The following is a 22953-nucleotide window of genomic DNA, read 5'->3' as shown; positions in this document are numbered from 1 at the left end:
AGCCACCGCCTCAGCGCTGCACCCGGGCGCTGCCTCCTCCCGCCAGCTTGGCCACCTCGGCCAGGGTCGCCGTCGTCGTGTCGCCCGGGGTCGTCATGGCCAGCGCCCCGTGGGCGGCGCCGTACTCGACGGCCTCCGCCAGGGACCCGAGCTCCATGAGGCCGTACGCCAGCCCGGACGCGAAGGAGTCGCCGCCACCGACACGGTCGAGGATCTCCAGGCCGGCCCGGTGCGTCGCCTCGGCGAAGCCCTCCGCCCGCGACCAGGCGATCGCGCCCCAGTCGTTGACGGAGGCGGACTTCACGCCCCGCAGGGTCGTGGCGATCACCCGGAAGTTGCCGTACTCGGCCGACGCCCGCTCGATCATGGCCCGGAACGCGCCCGTGTCCAGGTCCGTCAGGTCTTCGGAGACGCCCTCCACCTCGAAGCCGAGCGAGGCGGTGAAGTCCTCCTCGTTGCCGATCATGACGTCCACGTGCCGGGCCAGGCGACGGTTCACCTCACGTGCCCGTTCCACCCCGCCGATGCCCTTCCACAGCGAGGGCCGGTAGTTCAGGTCGTAGGACACGACCGTGCCGTGCCGCCGTGCGGCCGCCATCGCGGCCTCGGCCACGTCCGCGGCCCGTTCCGACAGCGCGGCGAAGATCCCGCCGGTGTGCAGCCAGCGCACGCCCGCACCGAACAGCGCGTCCCAGTCGACGTCGTCGGGCCGCAGCTGGGAGATCGCGGTGTGGCCGCGGTCGCTCACCCCGAGGGCACCGCGCACGCCGAAGCCGCGCTCGGTGAAGTTCAGGCCGTTGCGCACCTCACGCCCGATGCCGTCGAAGTCCCGCCACTGCACCCAGGACGTGTCCAGCCCGCCCGTGAGCATGAGGTCCTCGACGAGGCGGCCGACGTCGTTGTTCGCCAGCGCCGTGACGATCGCGCCGCGCAGGCCGAAGCACCGGCGCAGGCCGCGCGCGACGTTGTACTCGCCACCGCCCTCCCACACGTCGAAGCTGCGGGCGTTGCGCACCCGCCGCTCGCCGGGGTCGAGGCGGAGCATGACCTCGCCGAGCGCGACGACGTCGTACCGGCACTCGGCGGCGGGGCGGACTGACAGCGAGGGGTTGGTCATCTTCGGACTCCTTCGGGAAGATCGGCCGCGACCGGCGCGGCCTCGACGGCGGGACGCGCTGTGGGCGCGGCAGGTGAACGGGGGCCCGGGCGGGGGCTCAACCGCCCGGCCGGGCGCCGGCGGCGATCGCCACGGCCTCGGCGGTGCGGCGTGTGATCGCGGCGAGGTCGCCGGCAGCCACGAGCTTCTTGTCCACCATCCACGACCCGCCCACGGCGAGCACGGACGGCAGGCCGAGATACTCGGGCAGGTTCGCCGCACTCACGCCACCGGTCGGTACGAACCGCACCTGCCCGAACGGCGCGGACAGCGCCTTGATCGCCGCGGGGCCGCCGACGACGCCCGCCGGGAACAGCTTGACGGTCGTGATGCCGAGGTCGAGCGCCGCCATGATGTCCGACGCCGTCGCGACGCCCGGCACGATCGGCACGCCCGCGTCCTGCGCCGCCCGCACCACGGGCACGCTCAGCCCCGGGGACACCAGGAACGCGGCGCCCGCCGTGACGGCCTCCTCGACCTGCCGTGGGTCGACCACGGTGCCGGCCCCGACCAGCATTCCGGGGTGCCGGTCGGTGATCGCCTCGATCGCGGCCCGCGCGCCGGACGTGCGGAAGGTGACCTCGGCGACGGGGAGGCCGCCGTCGTCCAGCGCGCGTGCGACGCCGAGGCCCTGCTCGGCGTCGTCCACGACGACGACGGGGACCACGCGAGCGGCTCCGAGCCGTTCGAGGACACCTCGCTCCGGGCCGGACCCGGAAGGCTCCGCGGGGGCCGATGACTTCAGTGACACCGTGATGCTCCGAACTTCGTCGTTGACGGGTACGACGGCAGCCTAGGCGATCCACGAGCCCCTTGGGAATGCGCTTACCTCGCTCGTCCGCCCCACGGGGACGACCGCCGGGAGCCGCGCGCCCGCCGCACCCGCCGCGACACGCCGGTGCGCGACGTTGCGCGACGCGCAGCACATGCGGCCTCCGCTTGCCGGATGTGAGAGAGTTCAACCGGCGGCAGTTCCCCAGCTGAGCCGCGTCCCGGAGGTGTTCAGAGGAATGACGGTCCTCGTGGCATACAACGCATCGCCCCAGGGCGAATCCGCCCTGCGAGCGGCCACCGCGGAGGCGGAACGACGGCGGCAGGACCTTTCCGTCCTGGTCCTGACCCCGCAGGAGAGCCCGGACGTCCCGTCCGACCTGGCACACCTGCTCGACGGCGTGCCGCCCTCGGTGAAGGTGAAGCCCGTGGCGTACCGCGCGGAGTCCGAGGAGGTCGCGGACTCGATCATCGACGCGGCCGAGCGCGTCGCGGCCTCGCTCGTGGTGATCGGCGCCCGCAAGCACTCGACGGTGGGCACGTTCCTGGTCGGTTCGACCACCCAGCAGGTGCTCCTGGACTCACCGGCGCCGGTGCTCGTGGTCAAGGCGGGATACGCCTGAGCGACGGACCCCCGGATCGGGGCCCTGATGCCGTTCCCGGCCGCATCCCGTCGCAGGACCGGCCGATGTGAGTTCTTCGTAACCTGGAACGCCTGGACATCTGGCACGGGCGGCCGGTTAGGCTCGTGAGATGGCAGCCGTCTCGCTCGGAATCCCCACGCTGCGGCGTGAGCCGCGCCTGGACGCCCTCCCGCCGCGCCCCCAGGACGCGCGGCTGGTGGACCGCTACGGCCGTGTCGCGCGAGACCTGCGCGTGTCCCTGACCACGGCCTGCAACCTGCGCTGCACCTACTGCATGCCGGCCGAGGGGCTCCCCGTCATCCCTCGCGACGAACTGCTCACGCCTGGCGAGATCGCCCGCCTGGTCGGGATCGGTGTGCGCATGGGGATCCGGGACGTGCGGTTCACGGGCGGCGAACCGCTCATGCGGCGGGACCTGGAGGACATCCTCGCCGCGTCACGCGATGCGGCGGACCGGGCACTGCGGAGCATCGCCGACCGGACCGCCACGGACCGACACGGCTCCGCACACCCTTCCCGCACCGACGAGGAGCAGGGGGCACCGGGCTCGGGTCCCGGACCGGCGCACCGTACCGGTGACGGGCTGTCGCCGTCGGACCCCGTGCGCTTCGCCATCACGACCAACGCCCTCGGCCTCGACAAGCGCGCGGAGGCGCTGGTCGGGGCCGGGCTCGACCGGATCAACGTCAGCCTGGACACCGTGGACCACGCGGCGTTCGCCGCGCTCACGCGCCGCGACCGGCTCGACGACGTGCTCGCCGGGATCCGTGGCGCGATCGCGGCCGGCCTGTCGCCGGTGAAGATCAACGCCGTGCTGCTCCCCGAGGTCCTGACCGGTGCGCCCGACCTGCTCGCCTGGGCCCTGGAGCACGGCTGCCGGCTGCGGTTCATCGAGGAGATGCCGCTGGACGCGGACGGGAACTGGACCCGGAACGACGTCGTCTCCGCCGCGGACCTGCTCGCCCGGCTCGGCACCCGCTTCACGCTCACGCCGGCCGGGCGCGAGGACCCGTCCGCCCCTGCCGAGGAGTGGCTGGTCGACGACGGTCCGGGAACGGTGGGAATCATCGCCTCGGTGACGCGCTCGTTCTGCCGGGACTGCGACCGCACCCGGCTCACGGCCGAGGGAACCGTGCGTTCCTGCCTGTTCGGCAACGAGGAGACGGACCTGCGCGGGCTGCTGCGCTCCGACGCGCCGGACGAGGAGATCGCCGACGCCTGGCGCGGCGCCATGTGGGCCAAGCCGCGCGCCCACGGCTCGGACGCTCCCGAACTGGCGAGCGACGCCTTCGCCGACACGACCCGCTCGATGGGCGCCATCGGGGGCTGAGCCGGCGACCGGGCGGCCTCCCGCCGTCCCCGTCTGCCCACGGGGAGCCGCCGCGGGCATCGCCCGCGGCCGCCGGGATCAGCGCCCTACAACCCCACCCACTCCGACTCCCCGTCGGTGAACTGCTGCTTCTTCCAGATCGGGACCTCGGCCTTGATGCGCTCGACCAGCAGCGAGCACGCCTCGAAGGCCTCCTTGCGGTGACCGGCGGACGCGGCCGCGACCAGGGCGACGTCCCCGACCTCGAGGTGGCCGTACCTGTGCACCGCCGCGACGCGCAGCCCGGTCTCGGTCCCCACGGCTTGGCACACTTTTCTCAGGACCGCGGCGGCGTCGGGGTGTGCCTCGTAGTCGAGGCCGGTCACCGCGCGTCCACCGTCGTCGTCCCGGACGACGCCGCGGAACGTCACGACGGCCCCGCACTCGGGCGCGGCCACAGCCTCCTCGACGGCGCGCGTCACGCTCTCGGCGAGGACGGTATCGGTCACGGTGCTCACGTCTGTCACACCCCCACCCTATGCACCCGCGCCTCGCGCCGAGCACACCGTTCACCGCGGTCGGACGGGACCGCGCGGAACCCGGCCGATGAGTCGAGGGAGGGTGCGTCGTCCAACCACGTGTACATCCGTTCGACCCGAACCCGGAGGACCTCATGACCGCCACGCACGATGCCACCGTCCTGCCCGGACGCCCGCCCGTCGTCGACCACGCCACCTGGCTGGCGGCCCGTGACGACCTGCTCGTCCGGGAGAAGGCGCACACCCGGGAGGGTGACGCGATCGCCGCAGCGCGGCGCCGCCTGCCGATGGTGGAGCTCGACGGCAGCACGCCCGTGGCCGGCCCCAACGGCCCCGTACCGTTCACCGATCTGTTCCAGGGCCGCGACGAGCTGCTGGTCTACAAGCACATGTGGCACGACGGCGCCCCGTTCGAGGGCCAGTGCGCGGGCTGCACCGTCCCGGCCTGGCACATGCGGGACGCGGTCTATCTGAACGCCCGGGGTGTCTCGTTCGCCGTCCTCACCGAGGGCCCGTGGGACGAGGTGGCGCCCTACCTCGAGTTCATGGGCTACGCCCAGCCCTGGTACTCGGTGCGCGGGCTCGACGAGCCGATCGGGGGCGAGATGGGGCACATCACCTGCTTCCTCCGCGACGGCGACCGCACCTTCCTCACCTACGACACCACGGGTCGTGGCACCGAGCAGCTGAGCGGGTCGTTCGCACTGCTCGACCTCACGGTGTACGGCCGCGGCGAGGCCTGGCAGGACACGCCGGACGGCTGGCCCGAGGGCCATCACCCCTGCTGGTACTGGTGTTCCGACGCCGAGGGCGCGAGCGGCTGGGGCCCGGCGAGCCGTCCCGCACCGCAGTGGACCCGCCCGGGCGCCACGCCCGTGGACCCCGCGGCCGGCCACACGCACCACCACTGACCCGGGCCGCGCCGGCACGGACCCGGAGGCGGCCTCACAGCGGCAGCACGGTGACCTCGTCGCCCACGCCGAGCCGGGTGACGTCGGCGGGCACGTCGATCAGCACGTCGGCCGCGGCCATGGACGCGACCAGGTGCGAACCGGGCCCGCCGACGACGTCGACCACCGGCCGCCGCGCGCCACCCGGCGAGGTGCCGGCCGCGGGCGCCGGCCGGCCCGCGGCCCCGTCGCCCGCCACCCCGTCGGAGACCCGTCCCCGCAAGAACTGCCGCCTGCCACCGGGGGACGTGAGACCGGCGGCGGGCACACCCTCCGGTCCGAGGGTCGCGCGTGGCTCCCCGACCGGCGGCAGCCCGCCGGCCCGGCGCAGCACGTCCCGCAGGAACACGACGAACGACACCTGGGTGCTCACCGGGTTCCCCGGGAACGTCAGCACCGGCGTCCCGTCGAGCCGCCCGAGCCCCTGCGGCCCGCCGGGCTGCATCGCCACGGGCCGGAAGACGACGTCGGTCAGGACGTCCTTGACCACCTCGTGCGCGCCCTGACTCACCCCGCCCGAGGTGATCACCAGGTCCGCGGACGCCGCGGCCCGGCGCAGGGCCTCACGCGCGGCGTCCTCGTCGTCCCCGACGCGCTCGGCGACCACCACGACACCACCCGCGGACCTCACCGCCGCGGCGAGCGCCACGGCGTTGGCGTCCCAGATCTGCCCGGGGCCGGCGGGCTCGCCGGGCGCGACGAGCTCGCTGCCGGTGGACACGATCGACACCCTGACCCGCCGCCGCACCGGGAGCTCCCCGATCCCGCAGGCCGCCGCGGCGGCGAGATGGTGCGGCGCCAGGACCGTCCCGGCGCGCAGGACGAGGTCGGCGGTGGCGACGTCCGACCCTGCCTCCCGGACGAAGTCCCCCGCCGCACGCGGCACGCGGATGCGGACGGTGTCCGTCGCCACGCTTTCGTCACCCGGACCGGCGCCTGCCGTGACCAGCGGGCTCTCCCGCCCGGTGCGGGCTGTCGGGGGCCGTCCGCCGGTGCGGTTGAAGGTACCGAGGTCGGTGTCCTCGACGGGGACGACGGCGTCCGCCCCCTCGGGCACGGGTGCGCCGGTCATGATCCGTACCGCGGTGCCGGGCGCGAGTGGTTCGGGCCGGCCCGGCCGGGCGGCGACCTCACCGGCGACGGGCAGCATGACGGGCGTGCCGGCGGATGCCTCGGCCACGTCCGCGGCCCGCACGGCGAAGCCGTCCATCTGGGAGTTCCGGAACCGCGGCAGGGGTCCTGGTGCGGCCACGTCGGCGGCCAGGACGCGGCCGAGTGCCTCCGCGACGGTCACCGCCTCGGCGTGCGCCCCGGTGGGCCGGGAAGGCCCGCCGTCCGCCCCGTCCCCGGGCGAACCGCTGCCGACCAGCCCCGCCAGCAGGCGTTCGACGTCGTCCCTGTGCTGCTCCACACTCACCCGGGTACCCACACCCCGAACCTACCCCGCCGGACGCGCACGCGGGCGCACGGCCCGCACCGCCACCCGGCGGGCGGGTGCGGACGCCGCGACCGGTCAGGCGTGCACGTGCGCCTTGTGGCCCACCGCGGCCGAGACGTCGTCCTCCGCGACCGCGAGCAGGCGATCCGCGAGCCGGCGCAGCGCGCGGGCGGCCGCGATCTCGTCGCCGATCTGGGGCACCTCCGCGTCCTGCGGGTCCTTGCGCGCGTGCCCGACGGCGCGCACCTCCGGGATGCCCCGGACGGTCGCCTCGGCCGTGGTGCTTCCGGAGGACTCGTTGAGCGTGATCTCCACCTGCCAGGTGAGGGTACGGGCGGTGTCCGCGCCACCGGTGGCGCCGGCGACGAAGACCGGCTCCGCGTGATCGACGACCGTGTCGCTGCCCGGGAAGACGAGCGTCTCCTCCCCGCTGTCCGCCCAGCGCACACGGTACGGAGGTGTTCCGTCGCCGTGCGGGCACTCGATCACGACGCCGTCCCGGGTGGCGCCGCCGACCACGCCCGAGGCCGTCACGATACGGTCTCCCACTGATGCCTTCATGGTGCCCTCCTCGCCGAGCGGTCCTCACTTTCCATGATGCGCCCGCCGGTGCGCACTCCGCACCCGCTCAGGCGGCGACGGGGAGCACGCCCATGACCTTCTCGTAGAGGGTCTCGAAGACGCCCAGGGTGGCGCCCATCGTGTGCGCCTGGACCAGTTCGTGGCCCGCGGAGCCGTATCGCTCGCGGAGGGCGGCGTCGGCCAGCAGCGTCCGCAGGTGGCCGGCAAGCTCACCGACGTCGCCGGGCCGGAACAGCTCACCGTTGATGCCGGGGCGTACCAGGTGCGGGAGCGCCATCGCGTCGGCGGCGACCACGGGGAGCCGGGCCGCCATGGCCTCCATCGTCACGATGCTCTGCAGCTCGGCGACGCCCGGCATGCAGAACAGGTCCGCGGCGGCGTAGGCGGCCAGCAGGTCCTCGTCGGACACGCGCCCGCGGAACCGCACGCGTCCCGCGACGCCGAGCCGCCGCGCGAGGGACTCCCAGGTGGCGCGGGACGCGCCGTCGCCCACGATCTCGACGTGCCCGGACGTGTCCGGAGCGATCCGTGCGAAGGCCCGGATGAGTTCGTCGACCCGCTTCTCCTGGTCCAGCCGTCCCACGAACAGGATCTTCGGCCCGTCGGTCCCGGGCTCCTGCCGGGCCGCCTCGTACGCCTCCGCGTCGATCCCGTTCGAGACGGCGAACGCGCCGGACAGCCCGGTGCGGCGGGTGAGCAGGTCGACCGCCCTCGGTGTCGGCGCCGTGACCGCGTCGGCGAGTCCGTACACGCGGCCGATGTCGCGGTACATCCACTCGGCGAACAGGTCGCGCATCGGTGCGGGGAGCGGGAGGTATCCGACGATGTTCTCCGGCATGAGATGGTTCGTCGCCACCAGCGGCGCCCCGGCCCGGTGCGCGGCACGTACGACGGCACGGCCGAGGGACATGCTTCCGTTCGTGTGGACGACGTCGGGGCGTACCCGCGTGAACACCGTCCGCACCTCGGGAGCCGCCTCCCACGGCAGGCACACCCGCATCGCGTCCAGCCCGGGCATGTGCCGGGAGGTGACGCGGTGGACGACGACGCCGTCACGTTCCTCGGTGCCGGACGGCCCGCTGGGCGAGGGAGCCACGACGTGGACGTCGTGGCCGCGTGCCGCGAGTCCGGCCGAGAACCGGTCCACGAAGCGCGCGGCACCGTTGACGTCGGGGGCGAGCGTCTCGGCGCCGATGAGGATCCGGAGCATGTTCACGATGGTTCTCCTGAGGTTCCGCCCTGAGAGGGCTGAGTCGTAGAACTGTCACGAAACGCATCAGGCCGGCAGGGGCCTGTGCTTGACGAAGGGGGGGCGGCGATGTCGGGGGCGCCGGGCGTCCCGGCCGGGTCAGGCACGGGAGACGGGAGCCGGGTCGCGTCCGGCCCGTGCGGACACGGCCTCGGGATGCTGGTGGGCGAGCATGAGGACGCCCGCGGCGGCGGCCGCCGCCGCGACCCCGAGACCGACCCACTCCGTGACCGACGTCGTGCTCCCCTCTCCGAGCAGGGCCGCACCGAGCCCCACGGCCACCAGGGGGTCCCCGACCGTCAGGCAGGCGATGACGATCTCGGGCGCGCCGGCGTGATAGGCGTGCTGCACGAGCCACGCCCCGGCGAGGAAGGCCAGGAGCGCGCCGGCTGCGCACCCGAGTACCAGGGGCGAGAGGATCCCGGCACCCGCAGCGGCTCGCGCCGCGACACGCACCAGCGCGGACAGCAGCCCGTAGGCGACCGCCCCGGCCGCGGCGAGAGCGAGGCAGCGCAGAGGTCCGCGGCCATGCCGTGCCAGGCCGGCGGCGGAGAGCAGGACGACGACGCCGCCTGCGAGGAGTCCCGCCACGAGTGTCCCGGTGGCGGTCGGCGTGCGGGTCGTCGCCGAGCCCGCCGAGACGGCGACGAACGCCACGACGCCCGCCATGGTGACCGCCGACCCCAGGAGCACCCCGGACGACGGCCGCTCGCGTGCCCTTCCCGCCGAGAGCAGCACGGCCAGCGGGACGGCGAGCACACCGATCGGCTGGACCACCCGCAACGGAGCGAGCAGCAGCGCCACGGCGTGCAGGAGGGAACCGGCCGCCGCGATGCCCGCTCCCTGCAGCCAGCGACGGCGCCGCACGATCGCCAGCAGGTGACGTCCGGCCAGGACGCGCGAGGACGCCGTGCCGGCCGGGTGCGCGGCCGGGTCCTCGGTGGTGGTCACGGCGTGGTGCTGGAGCACCGAGGCCGCCGCGAAGCACACGGCGCCGAGAAGCGTCAGGCCGACGGCGAGGTAGGTCATGCGCCCATCCTGTATGCCCGTTCGCACCCGAACCATGGGGGTCTCCCCCTATTCATCGGGGGTTCACCCTTAACTTGTCCTGAGGTTTCCCGAAGGTCCCACGATGCTCACCGAAATCGGACGGGCACTGGCTAGGCTTCGGCGCGATGGCACACGACGACCTCCCCTCCCCCTACGCGGCGCTGGTCGCCGAGACTCCGGTGACGCGTTCCGCGCTCATGGTCCGGGGCGGCAGGACGCGCCTGTGGCACTACGGCTCCCGCGACGCGCCCGAACACCTGGTGGTGCTGCACGGCTTCCGGGGCGACCACCACGGACTCGCGCCGATCGTGGCCCATCTCCTCCGAGACCGCCCTGAGCTGCGGGTGACGGTTCCCGACCTGCCGGGCTTCGGCGCGTCACCACCGCTGCCCGGAACGCGGCACGACATCGCCGGCTACGCCGCATGGGCGCGCGTCCTGGTGCGGAAGCTCGCTCCCCGGGGCGACGCCGTCCTGGCGGGCCACTCGTTCGGGTCGGTCGTCGCGGCCGCGGCCATGACGGCCTCGCCGATCGCCCGCCGCCTGGTCCTGGTCAACCCGATCCCGCGGCGTCCGCTGAGCGGGTGGGGCATCCTGCCGGTGGGCGCGACCGCCGCCCTGCACGCGATGGCCCGGATCCTGCCCGAGGACGCCGGCACGTCGCTGCTGCGGCATCCCTTGCTCACGCGAGTGGCGAGCCTCTCCATGGTGCGCACCTCGGACCGGGCACTGCGCCGCTGGATCCACGAGGAGCACGACCGGTACTTCGCCGGGTTCGCGACGCGGTCCTCCCTCCTGGAGTCGTTCCGGGCATCGATCACGGGCAGCGTGCGCGAAGCAGCGGCGGGGATCGAGACCCCGACCCTGCTGATCGGAGGCGCGAAGGACGATCTGGCGCGCGTCCCGGACCAGAAGGCGCTGGCCGACCGCTTCCCGAACGCCCGGCTCGTCCTGCTGGACGGCGTCGGGCACCTCACGCACTACGAGACGCCCGCGGAGGTGGCGCGGGAGATCGGCGCGTTCCTCGCTCAGGCGGGTCACGTACCCCAGGCCGGCACTGCGGGGATCGGCCCGGTCGTTCCCGGCCTCCTGGACGCTCCGGCGCCGGAGGCCCCCGTCGTGGCGGCCGCCCCTTCGGAGGAGGAACGATGAGAGTGCTCGTGGACTGCCGCTACGTGCGGACCGGACGGCACGACGGGATCAGCAGGTACACCGCCGGGATCGTGCGTGAGCTCGCCCGTCTCCTGCCCGTGGAACTGCTGATCCACGACGAGCGGCAGCTCGCACACCTGCCCGACCTGCCGTGGCACCGGATCAGCGCACCGACGAGCTGGCGCGAGCCGTTCGTCGCGCTCCAGGTGCGGCGGCTGCGGCCCGACGTCGTCTTCAGCCCCATGCAGACCATGGGGTCATGGGGGCGGAACTACCGGCTGGTGCTCACCCTCCATGACCTCATCTACTACCGGAACCCCACGCCGCCGCGCGATCTGTCCTGGCCGGTGCGGGTCCTGTGGCGGCTGTTCCATCTGGCGTGGTGGCCGCAGCGGGTGCTGCTGAACCGCGCCGACGCCGTCGTGACGGTGTCCCGCACGACGGCGGAACTGATCGCCGCGCGGCATCTCACACGGCGGCAGGTCACCGTGGTGCCGAACGCCGCGGATCCGGTGCCCGACGACGAGTCGGGCACGGAGCGCGGCCCACGGACCAGAACCCTGCTGTACATGGGCTCGTTCATGCCCTACAAGAACGTCGAGACGCTGGCCCGGGCCGCCGCCCTGCTCCCCGACCACGAGCTGCACCTGCTGTCGCGCACCCCGGCCGGAGTGCGTGAGCGCCTCACCGCGCTGGCAGGGCCCGGGCGGCTCGTGTTCCACGACGGCGTGTCCGACAGGGAGTACCGGCACCTGCTGCGGGAGGCAACGGCGCTGGTGTCGGCCTCGCGGGACGAAGGGTTCGGGATCCCGCTGGTCGAGGCGATGCTGCTGGGCACCCCGGTCGTGGTGAGCGACATCCCGGTGTTCCGCGAGGTCGCCGGGGACGCGGGCGCGTTCGTCCCGCCCGGGGATGCCGAGGGCTTCGCGTCCGCGGTACTGGCCCTGGAGGATCCCGGCGTCTGGGACGAGCGTTCCGCGGCGTCACGCGAACAGGCGAGCCTCTTCAGCTGGCCTCGCTCGGCCGCCACGCTCGCCGAGCTCCTGCGCGATCCGCGGCCCGCGCCCGCCGCCGCGTCGCCGGAACGGGGACACGGCGGCGGGCGCGCCACTGTCCGGGCCGGCTAGAGGCGCTCGATCACCGACAGCGGGTCCTCCACCGCGCCGGTCACGGCGCGCAGGAACGCCGCCGCCTCGACGCCGTCGCACACCCGGTGGTCGAAGACGAAGCTCACCTGCGCGATCTTGCGCGGCTCCACCATGTCGTCCACCACCCACGGCCGGTCGATGATCCGCCCGACACCCAGCATCGCCACCTGCGGGTGGTTGATGATGGGCGCACTGCCGTCCACCCCGAGGCCGCCGTAGTTGTTGAGCGTGAACGTCCCTGCGGTGAGCTCCTCACTCGTGGCACCGCCCTCGCGGGTCCGCGTGACCAGGTCTCGGATCGCGGTGTCGAGGCGCGCGGCCGTCATCCGCTCCGCGCCGAGCACCGCCGGGGCGACCAGCCCCCGGCTGCCCTGCACCGCCAGACCCAGGTTCACGCGGTCGAGCTGCACGATCTCGTCACGCCCGGTGTCGACGCGCGCGTTGAGCACGGGATGCTCGGCGAGCGCCGCGGTGACGAAGCGGGCCAGGTACGCGAGCAGCCCCGGCCCGTCAGGCCGCGTGGCGCGCAGCTCGGTCAGGGCGGTGAAGTCGACGTCGACCCAGATCGTCGCCTCGGGGATCTCACGCCGGCTGCGCGACATCGCCGTGGCGGCGGCCTTCTGGAACCCGGTCAGCGGGATCCGGACCTCGCCGCCGACTCCTCGCCCGCCCGAGGCACCGCCGTGTCGCGAAGGGCGCGAGCCGTGTGCGAGCTGGTCGGGACTCCTGGGACGACGGCGGCGCCGCGGCCCTGCCGGCTCCGGCGCGTCGCCCCGGGTCCCGTACCCGACCAGGACGTTGCCGGAGCCGGCACGTTCCTCCTCGCGATACGCCTCCGCGTCCGCGTCCGTGTCGGGCGCCGCGTCCGCGTCCGTCTCCGGGTCCGCGTCCGTGTCGGGCGCCGTCGTCCCTGGTCCGGCAGCAAGAGTCCCAGCCTCGGGGGCGCCGCCGCCGGACGCTCGCGCGTCCGGGTCCGCGACCTCCAGCAGAGGGAGCCCGACCTCGAGGGTTTCGCCCTCGCCCGCGCACAGCCGCTCCACCACGCCGGCGTACGGCGTCGGCACCTCCACGACGGACTTCGCCGTCTCGACCTCGGCGACGGCCTGGTCGACGACGACGACGTCTCCCTCGGCGACCAGCCACGTCACGATCTCGGCCTCGGTCAGTCCCTCGCCCAGGTCGGGCAAGGTGAACGTCCTGGTCATGCGGTCTCCTTCAGCTCGCGGCCGCTCCGCACCCGGCCAGGCGTCACGATCGGGGCTCCGCCGTTCCGGCTCATGCGCCCTCCCATCGCAGGTCGTCGACGGCGTCGAGGACGCGGTCGACATCCGGAAGATGCAGGTGCTCCAGCTTGGGCGGCGGGTACGGGATGTCGAGTCCCGTCACGCGCGCCACCGGCGCGGCGAGCGCGTCCCAGCAGCGCTCGGTCACCCGCGCCGCGATCTCGGAGGCGACGCTCACGAACCCCGGCGCTTCCGCCACCACGACGGCCCGCCCGGTGGAGCGGACGGCGCGGCTCACCGTCTCGTCGTCGAACGGCTGCAGCGAGCGCACGTCGACCACCTGCAGGCTCCGTCCCTCGGCGGCCGCGGCGGCAGCAGCGTCCAGCGCGACCGGCACGCTCGGCCCGTACGCGATCAGCGTCGCATCGGTGCCGGGGCGGCGCACCACCGCACGGCCGATCGGTGCCACGGGCAGGTCGAGGTCCACCTCGTCGGCGCCGAAGTAGAGCTTCTTCGGCTCCAGGAACACGACGGGGTCGTCGGACGCGATCGCCGCCCGCAGGAGGCCGTAGGCGTCCGCCGGCTCCGACGGCGTCACCACGTGCAGCCCCGGCGTGTGCGCGAAGTACGCCTCGGAGGAGTCGCTGTGGTGCTCGACCCCGCCGATCCCGCCCGCGAAGGGCACGCGGATCACCATCGGCATCGGCACCTGGCCGCGCGTCCGGTTGCGCATCTTCGCGACGTGGCTGGTGATCTGCTCGAACGCCGGGTAGGAGAAGGCGTCGAACTGCATCTCGACCACGGGGCGCATCCCGTTCATCGCCATGCCGACCGCGAGACCGACGATCCCCGCCTCGGCCAGCGGCGTGTCGAAGCAGCGGTCCTCGCCGAACTCGGCCGTGAGGCCGTCGGTGATGCGGAAGACGCCGCCCAGGCGGCCGACGTCCTCCCCGAACACGGACACGCTCTCGTCGGCGGTCATCGCGTCGCGCAGCGCGCGGTTCAGGGCCTGGGCCATCGTGAGCTTCTCGTTCATCGGGCACCTCCCGGGTCGCTCGTCCCGGTCGTGGGCGCGGCGAGCCCGGCTGCCTCGGCCCGGGCGGGTGGTGCCGTGTCGCCGGCGGGCCGGTCGCGGATCGCCTCGTCGGTGAGCATCGCCAGCTGCTCGCGAAGCTGCGGCGTGGGGGTCGCGTACACGTGCTCGAACAGTTCGGACGGGTCGTGCCGGACGTCCGTGGCCAGTTCCTCGCGCAGCCGTGCCGCCATGCGCTCGGCGTCGTCGGCGAACGCGGCCAGGTCCGCCTCGTCGATGTCCCCGCGCTCGGTGAGGAACGTGCGCAGCCGGTCGACGGGGTCCCGGCGGGACCAGGCGGCGACCTCGTCGTCCTCCCGGTAGCGGGTGGCGTCGTCGGCGTTGGTGTGGGCCTGTATGCGGTAGGTGTGCGCCTCGACGAGCCGCGGGCCACCGCCGGCACGGGCCGCGTCGACGGCGGCACCCAGCACGGCGAGCAGCGCGGCGGCGTCGTTCCCGTCGACGCGCTCGCCGGGGATGCCGTACCCGGCCCCCTTGTGCGCGAGGGACGGCGCGGCGGTCTGCCGTGACAGCGGCACGGAGATGGCGAACGTGTTGTTCTGCACCAGGAACACGACGGGTGCGTGCAGCACGGCCGCGAAGTTGAGCGCCTCGTGGAAGTCGCCCTCGCTGGTGCCGCCGTCGCCGCAGAGCGCCAGCACGACGGTGTCCTCGCCGCGCAGCCGGGCGGCGTGCGCGACGCCGACGGCGTGCGGCAGCTGGGTGGCCAGCGGCGTCGTGAGCGGCGCGACGTGGTGGGCGTGCACGTCCCAGCCGTGGTGCCACTCGCCGGACAACAGGGTCAGCGTCTCGCCGGGGTCGACCCCGCGCGCCACGACGGCGGCGGTGTCGCGGTAGGTGGGGAACAGCCAGTCGCCGTCGGACAGCACCTGCGCGGCCGCGACCTGGCACGCCTCCTGCCCGTGGGAGGACGGGTAGACGGCGAGCCGGCCCTGGCGGACCAGGGCGTACGCCTGGTCGTTGAACCGGCGGGCGGCGATCATCCCGCGGAGGGCGGCGACCAGAGCGGGTCCCGGCGGGAGCTGCCAGTACCCGGCCCCCGCGCCGTACGGCGGCGCGGGGTGCGAGACCGGGCCTGCCTGGGCGCCGGTCGCGGTCCGGGAATGGTCTGCCGGGTCGAGCGCCTGGGTCTGCGGGCCGACGCCGGCGGGTGGAACTGCTGCTTCTGGGGGGACATCGGCGGCGCGCGCGGTGGTGACCGGAGCGCCGTCGCTGTCGATCAGGGTCACCGGCTCCGTCGCCGGCAGCAGACCCTCTGGATCAGGTCTCATGGTCCGATTGTCCGGCTGAGGGCCATCTGGTTGCCATGACCGCGCTCAGGTCGAGAAGATGTGTCGTGGTGCGGGCGGATCGGAAGCCGATCGTCCAGAGGCCGTACACGCGATGAGGCGGAGGCGAGACAGGTGGCACTCGACAGCACGGACGAACGGATCCTGGACGCCCTGCGGCACGACGGGCGCATGTCGATGCGCGCGCTGGCCGAGGCCCTGCACATCTCCCGGGCCAACGCGTACGCCCGCACGCGGCGCCTGCGGAGCGAGGGGGTGATCCGCGGGTTCCACGCCGACATCGACCCGGTCGCGGCCGGGCTGGCGACGTCGGCCTACGTGACGCTCAACCTGGTGCAGACGCAGTGGCGCAACATCCGGGCGCGGCTCGAGGCGATGCCCGGGGTGGCACACTTCGCGCTGGTGGGCGGGGAGTTCGACGTCGTGATGCTGGTACGGGCACGGGACAACGCGGACCTGCGGCGCATCGTGCTCGACGAGATCCAGGGCATGGAGGGCGTGCTCAGCACGCGGACCCTGCTGGTCTTCGAGGAGACGGAGCCGCAGTACGGGGAACCGGGGACGCTGGGGTGAGACCGGGCGGTGTCAGAGGGACTGCGCCATGAAGCGCTCGAAGTCCGTGCCGGGCTCCTTCAGCGACGCCAGGAGCTGCTCGGTCTCCGGCTGGAGGTTGCACTCGAGCCGCTCGGTGATGCTGAGCAGCCGCTCGATCGCCTCCGCCTCGCCCTCGGGGTCGCTGCTCTGGTGGGCGGCGAGGATCCGCAGCCGCCACAGGCTCTCCTGAGCCGGCTCGAGACGCAGCCCGACGGCGGCCGCGTCCTCCGCCTGGCGCCACCGGCCCTCGAGCAGGGAACGCCTGGCGAGCTCGAACGCCGCGTCAACCACCTCGGCGATCAGCCGCTCGCGCAGCGGCTGCGCCCATGCGAACCGCCGCCGGTGCACGTCCTGGAACGGCAGCCCGCGCACGAGTCGCAGCGCACCGGTCAGGTTCGGCGTCGTGGCACGCCGGGGATCACGTCCTACGAGCAGGTCCCAGCTCTCCACGTCCGTGGTGACCGCCGGGCCGAAGGCCATCGCCTCGTCCTGGTGGCGCGGCAGGAAGTCCTGCCCGGACTCGTCCTGACCGAACCAGCGGCGCAGCCGGGCCGTGGCGGAGGTGCGGACCGACACCGCGGACCCGCTGACCGATCCCGGCCACATCGCGGCGTCGATCTCGTCGGGCGACGAGCCGCGGTGCAGGCCCAGGAACGCCGCGTACTCCAGGAGGCGGTCCTTGTGCCGGTCGTCGACCGGTCCTCGCGCGCCGACGACGTCCACCGGCCCGAGCAGGAGGATCCGTGGTGCGACGTGGGTCGCCTCGAACGTGGCGGCCGGGACCTCGGCCGTGGGGGTTCGCTCGACGCCGGCGACGGGCACGATCCCGTCGACGGCGGGCTCGATGCGTGGCCCCGGGGCCGCGGCTGCCGCCTCGATCTCGGCGATTCCCGGCTCCGGCCAGGCCTCGCCTGCCGGCGCCCCGGGGGCCGAGAGCGTCGCGAGCTCCAGCATCGCCTCGTACTGCGGCGCGGGCAGCCGCTGCGGAACGAGGCGCAGCCCGATCGGCGCGAGCGTCGCTGCCCGACCTCCGTCCTCGAGGTGCAGCGACCACGGTCCGACGGCGTCACCGCCGGTGACGGTGGCCAGTGCGACGTGCGGGAGGTCTGCTACCAGGGCGGCGAGGTCGGCGCGTTCGTCGTCGGACACGGGGGCGCTGAGCAGGACGATCTCCGGCGCCCACGTGTCCGGCGCCGCCCCCGTCACACGTGCCGTGTACAGATCGGCGGTGTCGTGCGCCGCGATCGCGGCATGGTCGGTCTCGACCCGCCGGGCCAGCTCGTCGATGACCCGTCCGGCCGACGGCAGGTGCCGGACACGGCCGGTGCGCATCGCCGGTTCCAGGCCGGCCGGCGTTCCGACCACCGTCACCTGGAGCTCGTCCGCCCAGATCGAGGTGGCGAGCTCCAGGGCGACGGCAGCCAGGATCTCGTCCATCGTGGTGAGGTCGCCCGTGATCCCGAGGGCGCCCAGGTGCTCCAGGTTGAGCAGGACGTGACCCAGGTCGTCGTCGTACCCGATCGTGACCAGCGACGGGTACGGAGCTGGTGCAGCGGTGCGGTCGACCGGCGGGAGCGCGACGACGTCGGCGGTCGCGAGCGTCCAGACCGTCGAGTCCCCGGCGGACGTCCAGGGCTGCGGGAGCAGCGCCGGGTGCTCCAGATACAGCTCCAGGGCGCGCGACGTCAGGCGGGCGGCTCGCAGCACGGGCAGCGGACGCCGCGCGCCCACGCAGGAGGCGGCGAGGGAACGCAGGGCCCGGTCGATCGCCTCCACGGACGGCTGGTCCGCTCCGGCATGCGTGGCCTGCTCGAACCCGCCGAGGGCACCGGTGGCCGACGGGAGCGTCTGACCGGGCCGGCGCGTGCGCTGCTGGTCCCGGCGGCGTGCGGCGAGCAGCCCGACGACGCCCGCCGCGAGCAGCGCGCCGGCGCCCGTCGCCGTCGTGACCTGCCACGGGACCTCGACCGACAGGCCGTCGGCGGAGGACGACGAGTCGACGACGCTGTCGGCGTCCTCTCGGCCCGCGGCGACCTCGCCGCCTGCCCGATCGGATGGGGACGCCGGCGTCCTGTCCGCGACGCGGTGGGCCGCGTGTTCCTGCCCGGCGGCGTGCGCTCCCGCGACACTCGTTCCGGTTCCACCGCCGACGGCCTGGTTCGCCTCGACCGCCGCGGCGACCGATGTGTCCAGCACCCGTTCCGGCGTGGAGGCCGACCTCTCGCGCGGTCCCGGAGCACGTTCGTGCCGAACCACGTCACCCGCACCCGGCACCTGAATGGTCCAGCCGGGGTGGATGAGGTCGGGGTCGGTCAGGCGGGCGCCGCCGGGCTGGTGGACGTCCTGGCTCGCCTCGTACAGCTCGGGGTACTTCGAGCCGTCGCCGAGCTCCGCCTCCGCGATTCCCCAGAGGGTGTCGCCCGGCCGGACCACGACGTCCTTGTCGGCGCGCGCTGCCGGTTGCGTCCGCCCGGCGGGCGTGCCGTTGCCCGGCGCGGTCCGGTGCGAGGCCCGGCGTCCGCGGTTCGCGTCCGACGCCGGCTCAGGCGCAGTCGACGCCGGGCCGTGCATCCCGGCGGCCCCGTCCTGGCCGACGGTCCGCCGATCGGCTGCTGCGCCCGGAGTCGTGGCCGCGCCCTGCCCGGTGCCCGACTGGTCGAGCGTCGTCGCCACCGACGACGGCGGGACGGCTCCGGGCGACGGAACGCCGGACCCCAGGGCGGCCGCGTGGCCCGCCGGCATCACGGTGAACAGCAGCATGACCGCGCCGACCAGGCCGCGGGCCAGCCCCTGCGGCATGCCGAGCCCCGGCAGGTGCGGGGCCCGCACGCCCCGCACCTGGAAGAAGAGCTCGACCACGATGGACAGCGCCAGCACGACCCACGCGACCCAGCCCACGATCTGGAGCAGACTCATCAGGAGCGTTCCGTCGTCGGGGGACGTGAGGATCCGCAACAGGTTCGCCGGGTCGAGCACCCCGTTCGTGAGCGGGTTTCCGGCGACGAACAGCAGGACGTACGGCAGCCCGACCGTCAGGCCGAGGACGACCAGCAGCGCGAGAGCACCCTGAACGCGCCGCCCGGCAGAAGCGGGGCGCCCGGTTCCCACCGGCTGGTGGTCGTCCTGCTGGTAGCGGCTCATCGGCTCCCGTCTCCTGGCCCGTGGTGCGTCTCGTACCAGTATGTCGGTTCGGTCATGGATTCGACGTCCACGTCGACCGGCACACCGGTGCCGCGACCTGGGATCGCGGGGCTCCGAGCCGTCAACCGATGCCGTCGACCGCCGCCTTGGCCCTGCTCAGCGTGCGCTGCGCGGTCGCGTCGTTCTGCTCCAGCGACCGACGAACCAGCTGGATGATGCCGCGCACCTCGTTCGCCGCGGCGTTCCACCGCTGCTCCTTGGCGCGGTACTCGTCCGAGACGCCGTCCGCCTGGTAGTCAGCCATCGCGGCTCTGACATCCGCGTCGCGCTGGTCGATCAACGCCTCCAGGCGCTGTGCGACCCGGTTGAAGTTGTCCTGCGCCTGCGCCGACGCACCCGCGTCGTAGTCGCGGCGCTCCATGTCGTTCGCACCGGCCACGGGCGAACCCCCTTATCCGATCGAAGCTTCCCGTTCGAACGCGCTCAGCGCGCTCCGCCGAACCGCGCGGCGTCGAACGACGCCGAACCCTGCGCACCGCGGATCTCGTCCGAACCCTCGGCGTCTCCCTCGGCGAATGCCCGGTCCATCCCTGCCACACCGGACAGCACCGCCGACAACGCTCCGTCCAACTCACGAGCGATGTCATCCGTGCGCAGCTTGAACTGATCGAACGCCGCACGGGCCGAGCCGTTGAACTTCCCCTCCAGCGGGGCCGCCGACTCGGCCAGCTGCCGCACGAGCATCGTCAGCTCCTGGCCCGAGTTCTCGGTCTTCTTCGTCAGGCTCGACAACGCGTCGGAGCTCATCGAGAACTTCTGTCCCACGTTTGCCCCCTTTCTGTGCTTCTCGGCCTGCTCCTACGGCAAACCCACCACGGGACACCCAATCTCGACATCCAGTGCGAGGTCAAGGAAAGTCGGGCAGATCGGTCAGCGAACTGTCCTTGCGGCGTGATCACGACGCGGCCAGCAGATCGTCCTCAACGTCGCCTCGGTCGCGGAACGCCTTCTCCAGGAGGCGCCGAGCGAACGCACGGCGAACTCATCGCTCCCGGTAGGCATCGATCGGGCTCGACATCGTCCCCGTGATGGTCAGGCTTCCCGGCATCCCTGGGAGGGAGACATCGGACAGGTCGACGACGCACGTCACCGTCGCCTCCGTCTCGGCGGGCACGCCCAGCGGAGCGGCGAACCCCGTCGTGTCGACGACGACCGAGCGTGAGGTGCACGGCACCTCCTGGTTGTCCAGGCTCGCCAGCCCGCGCGACAGGGCCGCCGCCTGCGCCGCACCCGGATCGCGTGCGATCGACGCCTCGCGGGCCGCCTGGGCGGCCGCCGCCTCGATCGCCTGTTGCGTGATCGCGACGCGCCCGCCGGCGATGATCATCGACCCCAGCATCACGAACGCGGTGACCCCGATGACCGCCTCGATCGCCGCCGAGCCTCGCTCGCCGGACTCCACCACGCGCCACCGCACCCGGCGCATCACTGTTCCGTCCCGTCGACGGCCCGGATGCTGCGCGACTCCCCGTGACCGGTCGCGGTCATCGTGTTGAGTCCGATGAGCGACAGGAACTTGGTCTGGTATGTGTCGGTGGTCTCGACGACGACGACATCGCCGCGCACCATCACCGTCCCGGTCACACCTGCCGACGCCAGATACGCCCGTGCGGCCTGAGCCGCCTGGCTCGCGTCGATCTGCGGTGCGCCACCACGGATCGCCACGCTGCCGGCCAGCTGCTGCCCGCCGGCCCGGGCCGCCTGACTGGCGACATCGTTCGCCCGCGTCTGCGTGTGCACCTGCCCGGTCAGATCGACGGCGATCCCCACACCGAGAATCATCACGAACGCACCAGTGATCAACCACGACGAGATCGAACCCAGCTCGGTCGCGGGCGGAGAAATCCGGTCTCTCGCCATGGTTGCTCCTCTCGGATCAGCAGATCGACATCACATGTACCGTTCACGGCCCGTGGCAAGGCCCTATCTGGTCAGCACCTGGAGCTCACCCACCCGGATCTGCGTCTCGCGCTCGAAGGTCATCGGAATGCTGCCCGACTGGCCCACGCCCTCCCAGGCGACCGTCCAGTACGAGCGGGCCGTCACCGTGTAGTCGCCCTGCTCGGAGAACTCGTACCCGCAGTCCGGCGAGGCACGCACACCGAACCGGTCCTCGTAGGGCGTACCCGGACCCTCACAGGTCACGACCTCACCATCGCCCATGTCCCACTCGATCCGATCCACCGTCGCCCGCGCCGTCACCGTATACCCGCCGGCACTGGCAGAAGCCTCGTTCGGACCCGTCGTCGACGAGCCCGGATCACGAGCCCACATCCACACCGGCAACCCCACGTACCCGATCTTCCCCGGCTCATCTTCAGGCACGATCCCGATCTCGATCGCCGACAAGTTCATCTGATCAACCGCACGCTCAGCCAAGCGCGCCGCGTCCACACCCGGAGTCGGGTCGACGGGAGCCCAGTACTCCTGGCGGCCTTGGCAATCTTCTTCGGGGAGCCGGTCCTGACCAGGCTGCGGCACGCAGACATAGGGCGTGCAGACGAGAATCACTCCTTCGTCAAGCCCCTCCCACACCGGATCATCCTTCGACGGCTGAGGGTCCATCCTCTCGACGTAACAGGTTCCGTTCCAGATCCCATGGATCGAATCACAGGAGATCTCTCGCCCGTCAGAAGTACAAGTACGCTCACCGCGATCGCTGGTCGGGACGCCAGCTCCACCAGCCCTGTTGCCGTCTCCCGCGCCGGGCCCAGTGACTCCGACACCCACTTCGCCGCTCGTCCCGTCATCACTCGTCTCGTCGCAGACCCCCCTGTAACAGGAACCACCCAGAGGCGACGAGGATCCCTGAGCGAAGGTGGGAGCGCCCAGCAATCCCAGGGTGAACACCACGAGAAATGCCACGCCGGTCACCCTGTTGCGAACCTCAGCACGCGACACCGGTCGCACCATCCTCACGCACGGACCACAGACCGGTCGACTGACCTTGCATGACCACAGATGCCAAGCCCTTCGCCGGAGCATCATCTGTGACGATCGAACGCCCATCGGGCTCCAGGAGATCGAAGTCCGTGTTGTCGATACAGACCTTCATACGAATCCGGTGCCCCGCGATTTCGTCATCCAATGGGTCACCGTCGTACTCGACCTCGGAGAACGAGATGATCCTCCCGTCACCAACTTGCTTGACCTTGTCGTCCGTCAGCCTCTGCCAATAGGACTGTTGCCCCGACTGGAAGTCGGCGTCTCCGAGATAGCCCCCGTCCCGCAACTCCGGGAACGGGTTCTCGCTCTTCTTGCTGTAGCGAGCCATGATCTCGAAGTACTCCGTGTACCGTTCCTGCGCCGCCGCGATCCGTTCCTGCTTCGCGGCCTCCGCCGGGTCCACCGCCGACGCCGACGCCGAGACCGACGCCTCACCGGACGCCGTCTCGCCGGGTGCCGCCGCCGGATCGCCGGACATGCAACCGCTCAGCCCGGCAGCCACCGCCGCCGCCAGCAACGCGCTGCCAACCACCGTCGTCGTCGGTCGCCGTGCGTCGTTTCGAAACCTCAATCCGATCTCCCATCAAGCTTGTACCCGGAGCGCTCGGAACGAAGCCGGC

24 protein-coding genes are annotated in these 22953 nt (G+C 73.0%); 7 read left to right on the top strand and 17 right to left on the bottom strand.

Annotated elements, in window-relative coordinates; genetic code table 11:
- Positions 1-10: 10 nt before the first annotated feature.
- On the bottom strand, positions 11-1117 hold the full coding sequence (locus HGK34_RS00995) for a sugar kinase (protein ID WP_201844689.1): 1107 nt from the start codon (positions 1115-1117) through the stop codon (positions 11-13).
- Positions 1118-1214: 97 nt separating this feature from the next.
- Complete coding sequence (gene eda, locus HGK34_RS00990; RefSeq protein WP_307815623.1) at positions 1215-1907, bottom strand: bifunctional 4-hydroxy-2-oxoglutarate aldolase/2-dehydro-3-deoxy-phosphogluconate aldolase; 693 nt, start codon at positions 1905-1907, stop codon at positions 1215-1217.
- 271 nt (positions 1908-2178) lie between these two features.
- On the opposite strand from eda, the gene HGK34_RS00985 reads away from it, so the two are divergent.
- Positions 2179-2550: a universal stress protein gene (locus tag HGK34_RS00985; protein ID WP_307815621.1), complete on the top strand. Its 372-nt coding sequence runs from the start codon at positions 2179-2181 to the stop codon at positions 2548-2550.
- 130 nt (positions 2551-2680) lie between these two features.
- On the top strand, positions 2681-3901 hold the full coding sequence (locus HGK34_RS00980; RefSeq protein ID WP_201844687.1) for a GTP 3',8-cyclase MoaA: 1221 nt from the start codon (positions 2681-2683) through the stop codon (positions 3899-3901).
- Between the two features lie 86 nt (positions 3902-3987).
- Here HGK34_RS00980 and HGK34_RS00975 read toward each other — a convergent pair whose 3' ends face one another.
- Positions 3988-4407: a molybdenum cofactor biosynthesis protein MoaE gene (locus HGK34_RS00975; protein ID WP_201844686.1), complete on the bottom strand. Its 420-nt coding sequence runs from the start codon at positions 4405-4407 to the stop codon at positions 3988-3990.
- Between the two features lie 146 nt (positions 4408-4553).
- On the opposite strand from HGK34_RS00975, the gene HGK34_RS00970 reads away from it, so the two are divergent.
- On the top strand, positions 4554-5330 hold the full coding sequence (locus HGK34_RS00970) for a DUF899 family protein (RefSeq protein ID WP_201844685.1): 777 nt from the start codon (positions 4554-4556) through the stop codon (positions 5328-5330).
- A gap of 34 nt (positions 5331-5364) precedes the next feature.
- On the opposite strand, the gene HGK34_RS00965 is transcribed toward HGK34_RS00970, so the two are convergent.
- From HGK34_RS00965 to HGK34_RS00950, 4 genes are all read right to left on the bottom strand, one after another.
- Positions 5365-6780, bottom strand: a complete 1416-nt coding sequence (locus HGK34_RS00965) for a molybdopterin molybdotransferase MoeA (RefSeq protein WP_307815620.1) — start codon at positions 6778-6780, stop codon at positions 5365-5367.
- A 102-nt stretch (positions 6781-6882) separates the two neighbouring features.
- Positions 6883-7368: a dsRBD fold-containing protein gene (locus tag HGK34_RS00960; protein WP_201844683.1), complete on the bottom strand. Its 486-nt coding sequence runs from the start codon at positions 7366-7368 to the stop codon at positions 6883-6885.
- A gap of 67 nt (positions 7369-7435) precedes the next feature.
- Positions 7436-8599, bottom strand: a complete 1164-nt coding sequence (locus HGK34_RS00955) for a glycosyltransferase (protein WP_201844911.1) — start codon at positions 8597-8599, stop codon at positions 7436-7438.
- A 138-nt stretch (positions 8600-8737) separates the two neighbouring features.
- Positions 8738-9667, bottom strand: a complete 930-nt coding sequence (locus HGK34_RS00950; RefSeq protein WP_201844682.1) for a hypothetical protein — start codon at positions 9665-9667, stop codon at positions 8738-8740.
- 146 nt (positions 9668-9813) lie between these two features.
- Between HGK34_RS00950 and HGK34_RS00945 the strand changes: the two genes are divergently transcribed.
- Both HGK34_RS00945 and HGK34_RS00940 read left to right on the top strand, forming a co-directional pair.
- Positions 9814-10839, top strand: a complete 1026-nt coding sequence (locus HGK34_RS00945) for an alpha/beta fold hydrolase (RefSeq protein ID WP_201844681.1) — start codon at positions 9814-9816, stop codon at positions 10837-10839.
- Entirely contained in the window at positions 10836-11966 is a 1131-nt protein-coding gene (locus tag HGK34_RS00940; protein WP_201844680.1) for a glycosyltransferase family 4 protein, read from the top strand. The genes HGK34_RS00945 and HGK34_RS00940 overlap by 4 nt, the downstream gene beginning before the upstream one ends.
- Here HGK34_RS00940 and HGK34_RS00935 read toward each other — a convergent pair.
- The 3 genes from HGK34_RS00935 to HGK34_RS00925 form a co-directional block, all read right to left on the bottom strand.
- A complete protein-coding gene (locus tag HGK34_RS00935) occupies positions 11963-13192 on the bottom strand; it encodes a dihydrolipoamide acetyltransferase family protein (RefSeq protein WP_201844679.1) in 1230 nt (409 codons plus the stop codon). The genes HGK34_RS00940 and HGK34_RS00935 overlap by 4 nt on opposite strands.
- 70 nt (positions 13193-13262) lie before the next feature.
- A complete protein-coding gene (locus tag HGK34_RS00930) occupies positions 13263-14246 on the bottom strand; it encodes an alpha-ketoacid dehydrogenase subunit beta (protein ID WP_201844678.1) in 984 nt (327 codons plus the stop codon).
- Complete coding sequence (locus tag HGK34_RS00925) at positions 14243-15574, bottom strand: thiamine pyrophosphate-dependent enzyme (RefSeq protein ID WP_201844677.1); 1332 nt, start codon at positions 15572-15574, stop codon at positions 14243-14245. The genes HGK34_RS00930 and HGK34_RS00925 overlap by 4 nt, the downstream gene beginning before the upstream one ends.
- A 132-nt stretch (positions 15575-15706) precedes the next feature.
- On the opposite strand from HGK34_RS00925, the gene HGK34_RS00920 reads away from it, so the two are divergent.
- Positions 15707-16165, top strand: a complete 459-nt coding sequence (locus tag HGK34_RS00920) for an Lrp/AsnC family transcriptional regulator (RefSeq protein ID WP_307815618.1) — start codon at positions 15707-15709, stop codon at positions 16163-16165.
- A gap of 12 nt (positions 16166-16177) precedes the next feature.
- On the opposite strand, the gene HGK34_RS00915 is transcribed toward HGK34_RS00920, so the two are convergent.
- The 6 genes from HGK34_RS00915 to HGK34_RS00890 form a co-directional block, all read right to left on the bottom strand.
- Positions 16178-19327 carry a BTAD domain-containing putative transcriptional regulator gene (locus tag HGK34_RS00915; protein WP_201844676.1) on the bottom strand — a complete coding sequence of 1050 codons (3150 nt, stop codon included), beginning with the start codon at positions 19325-19327 and terminating at the stop codon, positions 16178-16180.
- A 121-nt stretch (positions 19328-19448) separates the two neighbouring features.
- Positions 19449-19766 (bottom strand): pore-forming ESAT-6 family protein, encoded by a 318-nt coding sequence (locus HGK34_RS00910; protein ID WP_307815617.1) that lies wholly within the window; start codon positions 19764-19766, stop codon positions 19449-19451.
- Positions 19767-19810: 44 nt separating this feature from the next.
- Complete coding sequence (locus HGK34_RS00905) at positions 19811-20152, bottom strand: hypothetical protein (RefSeq protein WP_307815616.1); 342 nt, start codon at positions 20150-20152, stop codon at positions 19811-19813.
- A 217-nt stretch (positions 20153-20369) separates the two neighbouring features.
- On the bottom strand, positions 20370-20813 hold the full coding sequence (locus HGK34_RS00900) for a TadE/TadG family type IV pilus assembly protein (RefSeq protein WP_201844675.1): 444 nt from the start codon (positions 20811-20813) through the stop codon (positions 20370-20372).
- On the bottom strand, positions 20813-21247 hold the full coding sequence (locus tag HGK34_RS00895) for a pilus assembly protein TadG-related protein (RefSeq protein ID WP_207193110.1): 435 nt from the start codon (positions 21245-21247) through the stop codon (positions 20813-20815). Before HGK34_RS00895 ends, HGK34_RS00900 begins: the two co-directional genes overlap by 1 nt.
- A gap of 63 nt (positions 21248-21310) precedes the next feature.
- On the bottom strand, positions 21311-21550 hold the full coding sequence (locus HGK34_RS00890; RefSeq protein ID WP_201844674.1) for a hypothetical protein: 240 nt from the start codon (positions 21548-21550) through the stop codon (positions 21311-21313).
- Here HGK34_RS00890 and HGK34_RS00885 point away from each other — a divergent pair.
- Entirely contained in the window at positions 21549-21746 is a 198-nt protein-coding gene (locus HGK34_RS00885) for a hypothetical protein (RefSeq protein WP_201844673.1), read from the top strand. The genes HGK34_RS00890 and HGK34_RS00885 overlap by 2 nt on opposite strands.
- A gap of 528 nt (positions 21747-22274) precedes the next feature.
- On the opposite strand, the gene HGK34_RS00880 is transcribed toward HGK34_RS00885, so the two are convergent.
- Positions 22275-22865, bottom strand: coding sequence for a hypothetical protein (locus HGK34_RS00880; protein WP_201844672.1), 591 nt, complete (start codon positions 22863-22865; stop codon positions 22275-22277).
- Positions 22866-22953: the final 88 nt, after the last annotated feature.

Source organism: Myceligenerans indicum (assembly GCF_016742955.1).
GTDB lineage: Bacteria > Actinomycetota > Actinomycetes > Actinomycetales > Cellulomonadaceae > Myceligenerans > Myceligenerans indicum.
Note: the sequence above shows the minus strand (reverse complement) of the source record. Positions and strands in the feature narration are given on the sequence as shown.

Excerpts from the sequence above, each read along its gene's own strand:
- HGK34_RS00885 (WP_201844673.1), top strand. The coding sequence starts at position 21,549 with ATGTCCCACTCGATCCGATCCACCGTCGCCCGCGCCGTCACCGTATAC.
- HGK34_RS00940 (WP_201844680.1), top strand. The coding sequence starts at position 10,836 with ATGAGAGTGCTCGTGGACTGCCGCTACGTGCGGACCGGACGGCACGAC.
- HGK34_RS00925 (WP_201844677.1), bottom strand. The coding sequence starts at position 15,574 with ATGAGACCTGATCCAGAGGGTCTGCTGCCGGCGACGGAGCCGGTGACC.
- HGK34_RS00915 (WP_201844676.1), bottom strand. The coding sequence starts at position 19,327 with ATGAGCCGCTACCAGCAGGACGACCACCAGCCGGTGGGAACCGGGCGC.
- HGK34_RS00935 (WP_201844679.1), bottom strand. The coding sequence starts at position 13,192 with ATGACCAGGACGTTCACCTTGCCCGACCTGGGCGAGGGACTGACCGAG.
- HGK34_RS00945 (WP_201844681.1), top strand. The coding sequence starts at position 9,814 with ATGGCACACGACGACCTCCCCTCCCCCTACGCGGCGCTGGTCGCCGAG.
- HGK34_RS00900 (WP_201844675.1), bottom strand. The coding sequence starts at position 20,813 with ATGCGCCGGGTGCGGTGGCGCGTGGTGGAGTCCGGCGAGCGAGGCTCG.
- HGK34_RS00930 (WP_201844678.1), bottom strand. The coding sequence starts at position 14,246 with ATGAACGAGAAGCTCACGATGGCCCAGGCCCTGAACCGCGCGCTGCGC.
- HGK34_RS00960 (WP_201844683.1), bottom strand. The coding sequence starts at position 7,368 with ATGAAGGCATCAGTGGGAGACCGTATCGTGACGGCCTCGGGCGTGGTC.
- HGK34_RS00980 (WP_201844687.1), top strand. The coding sequence starts at position 2,681 with ATGGCAGCCGTCTCGCTCGGAATCCCCACGCTGCGGCGTGAGCCGCGC.
- HGK34_RS00895 (WP_207193110.1), bottom strand. The coding sequence starts at position 21,247 with ATGGCGAGAGACCGGATTTCTCCGCCCGCGACCGAGCTGGGTTCGATC.
- HGK34_RS00950 (WP_201844682.1), bottom strand. The coding sequence starts at position 9,667 with ATGACCTACCTCGCCGTCGGCCTGACGCTTCTCGGCGCCGTGTGCTTC.
- HGK34_RS00970 (WP_201844685.1), top strand. The coding sequence starts at position 4,554 with ATGACCGCCACGCACGATGCCACCGTCCTGCCCGGACGCCCGCCCGTC.
- HGK34_RS00890 (WP_201844674.1), bottom strand. The coding sequence starts at position 21,550 with ATGGGCGATGGTGAGGTCGTGACCTGTGAGGGTCCGGGTACGCCCTAC.
- HGK34_RS00995 (WP_201844689.1), bottom strand. The coding sequence starts at position 1,117 with ATGACCAACCCCTCGCTGTCAGTCCGCCCCGCCGCCGAGTGCCGGTAC.
- HGK34_RS00955 (WP_201844911.1), bottom strand. The coding sequence starts at position 8,599 with ATGCTCCGGATCCTCATCGGCGCCGAGACGCTCGCCCCCGACGTCAAC.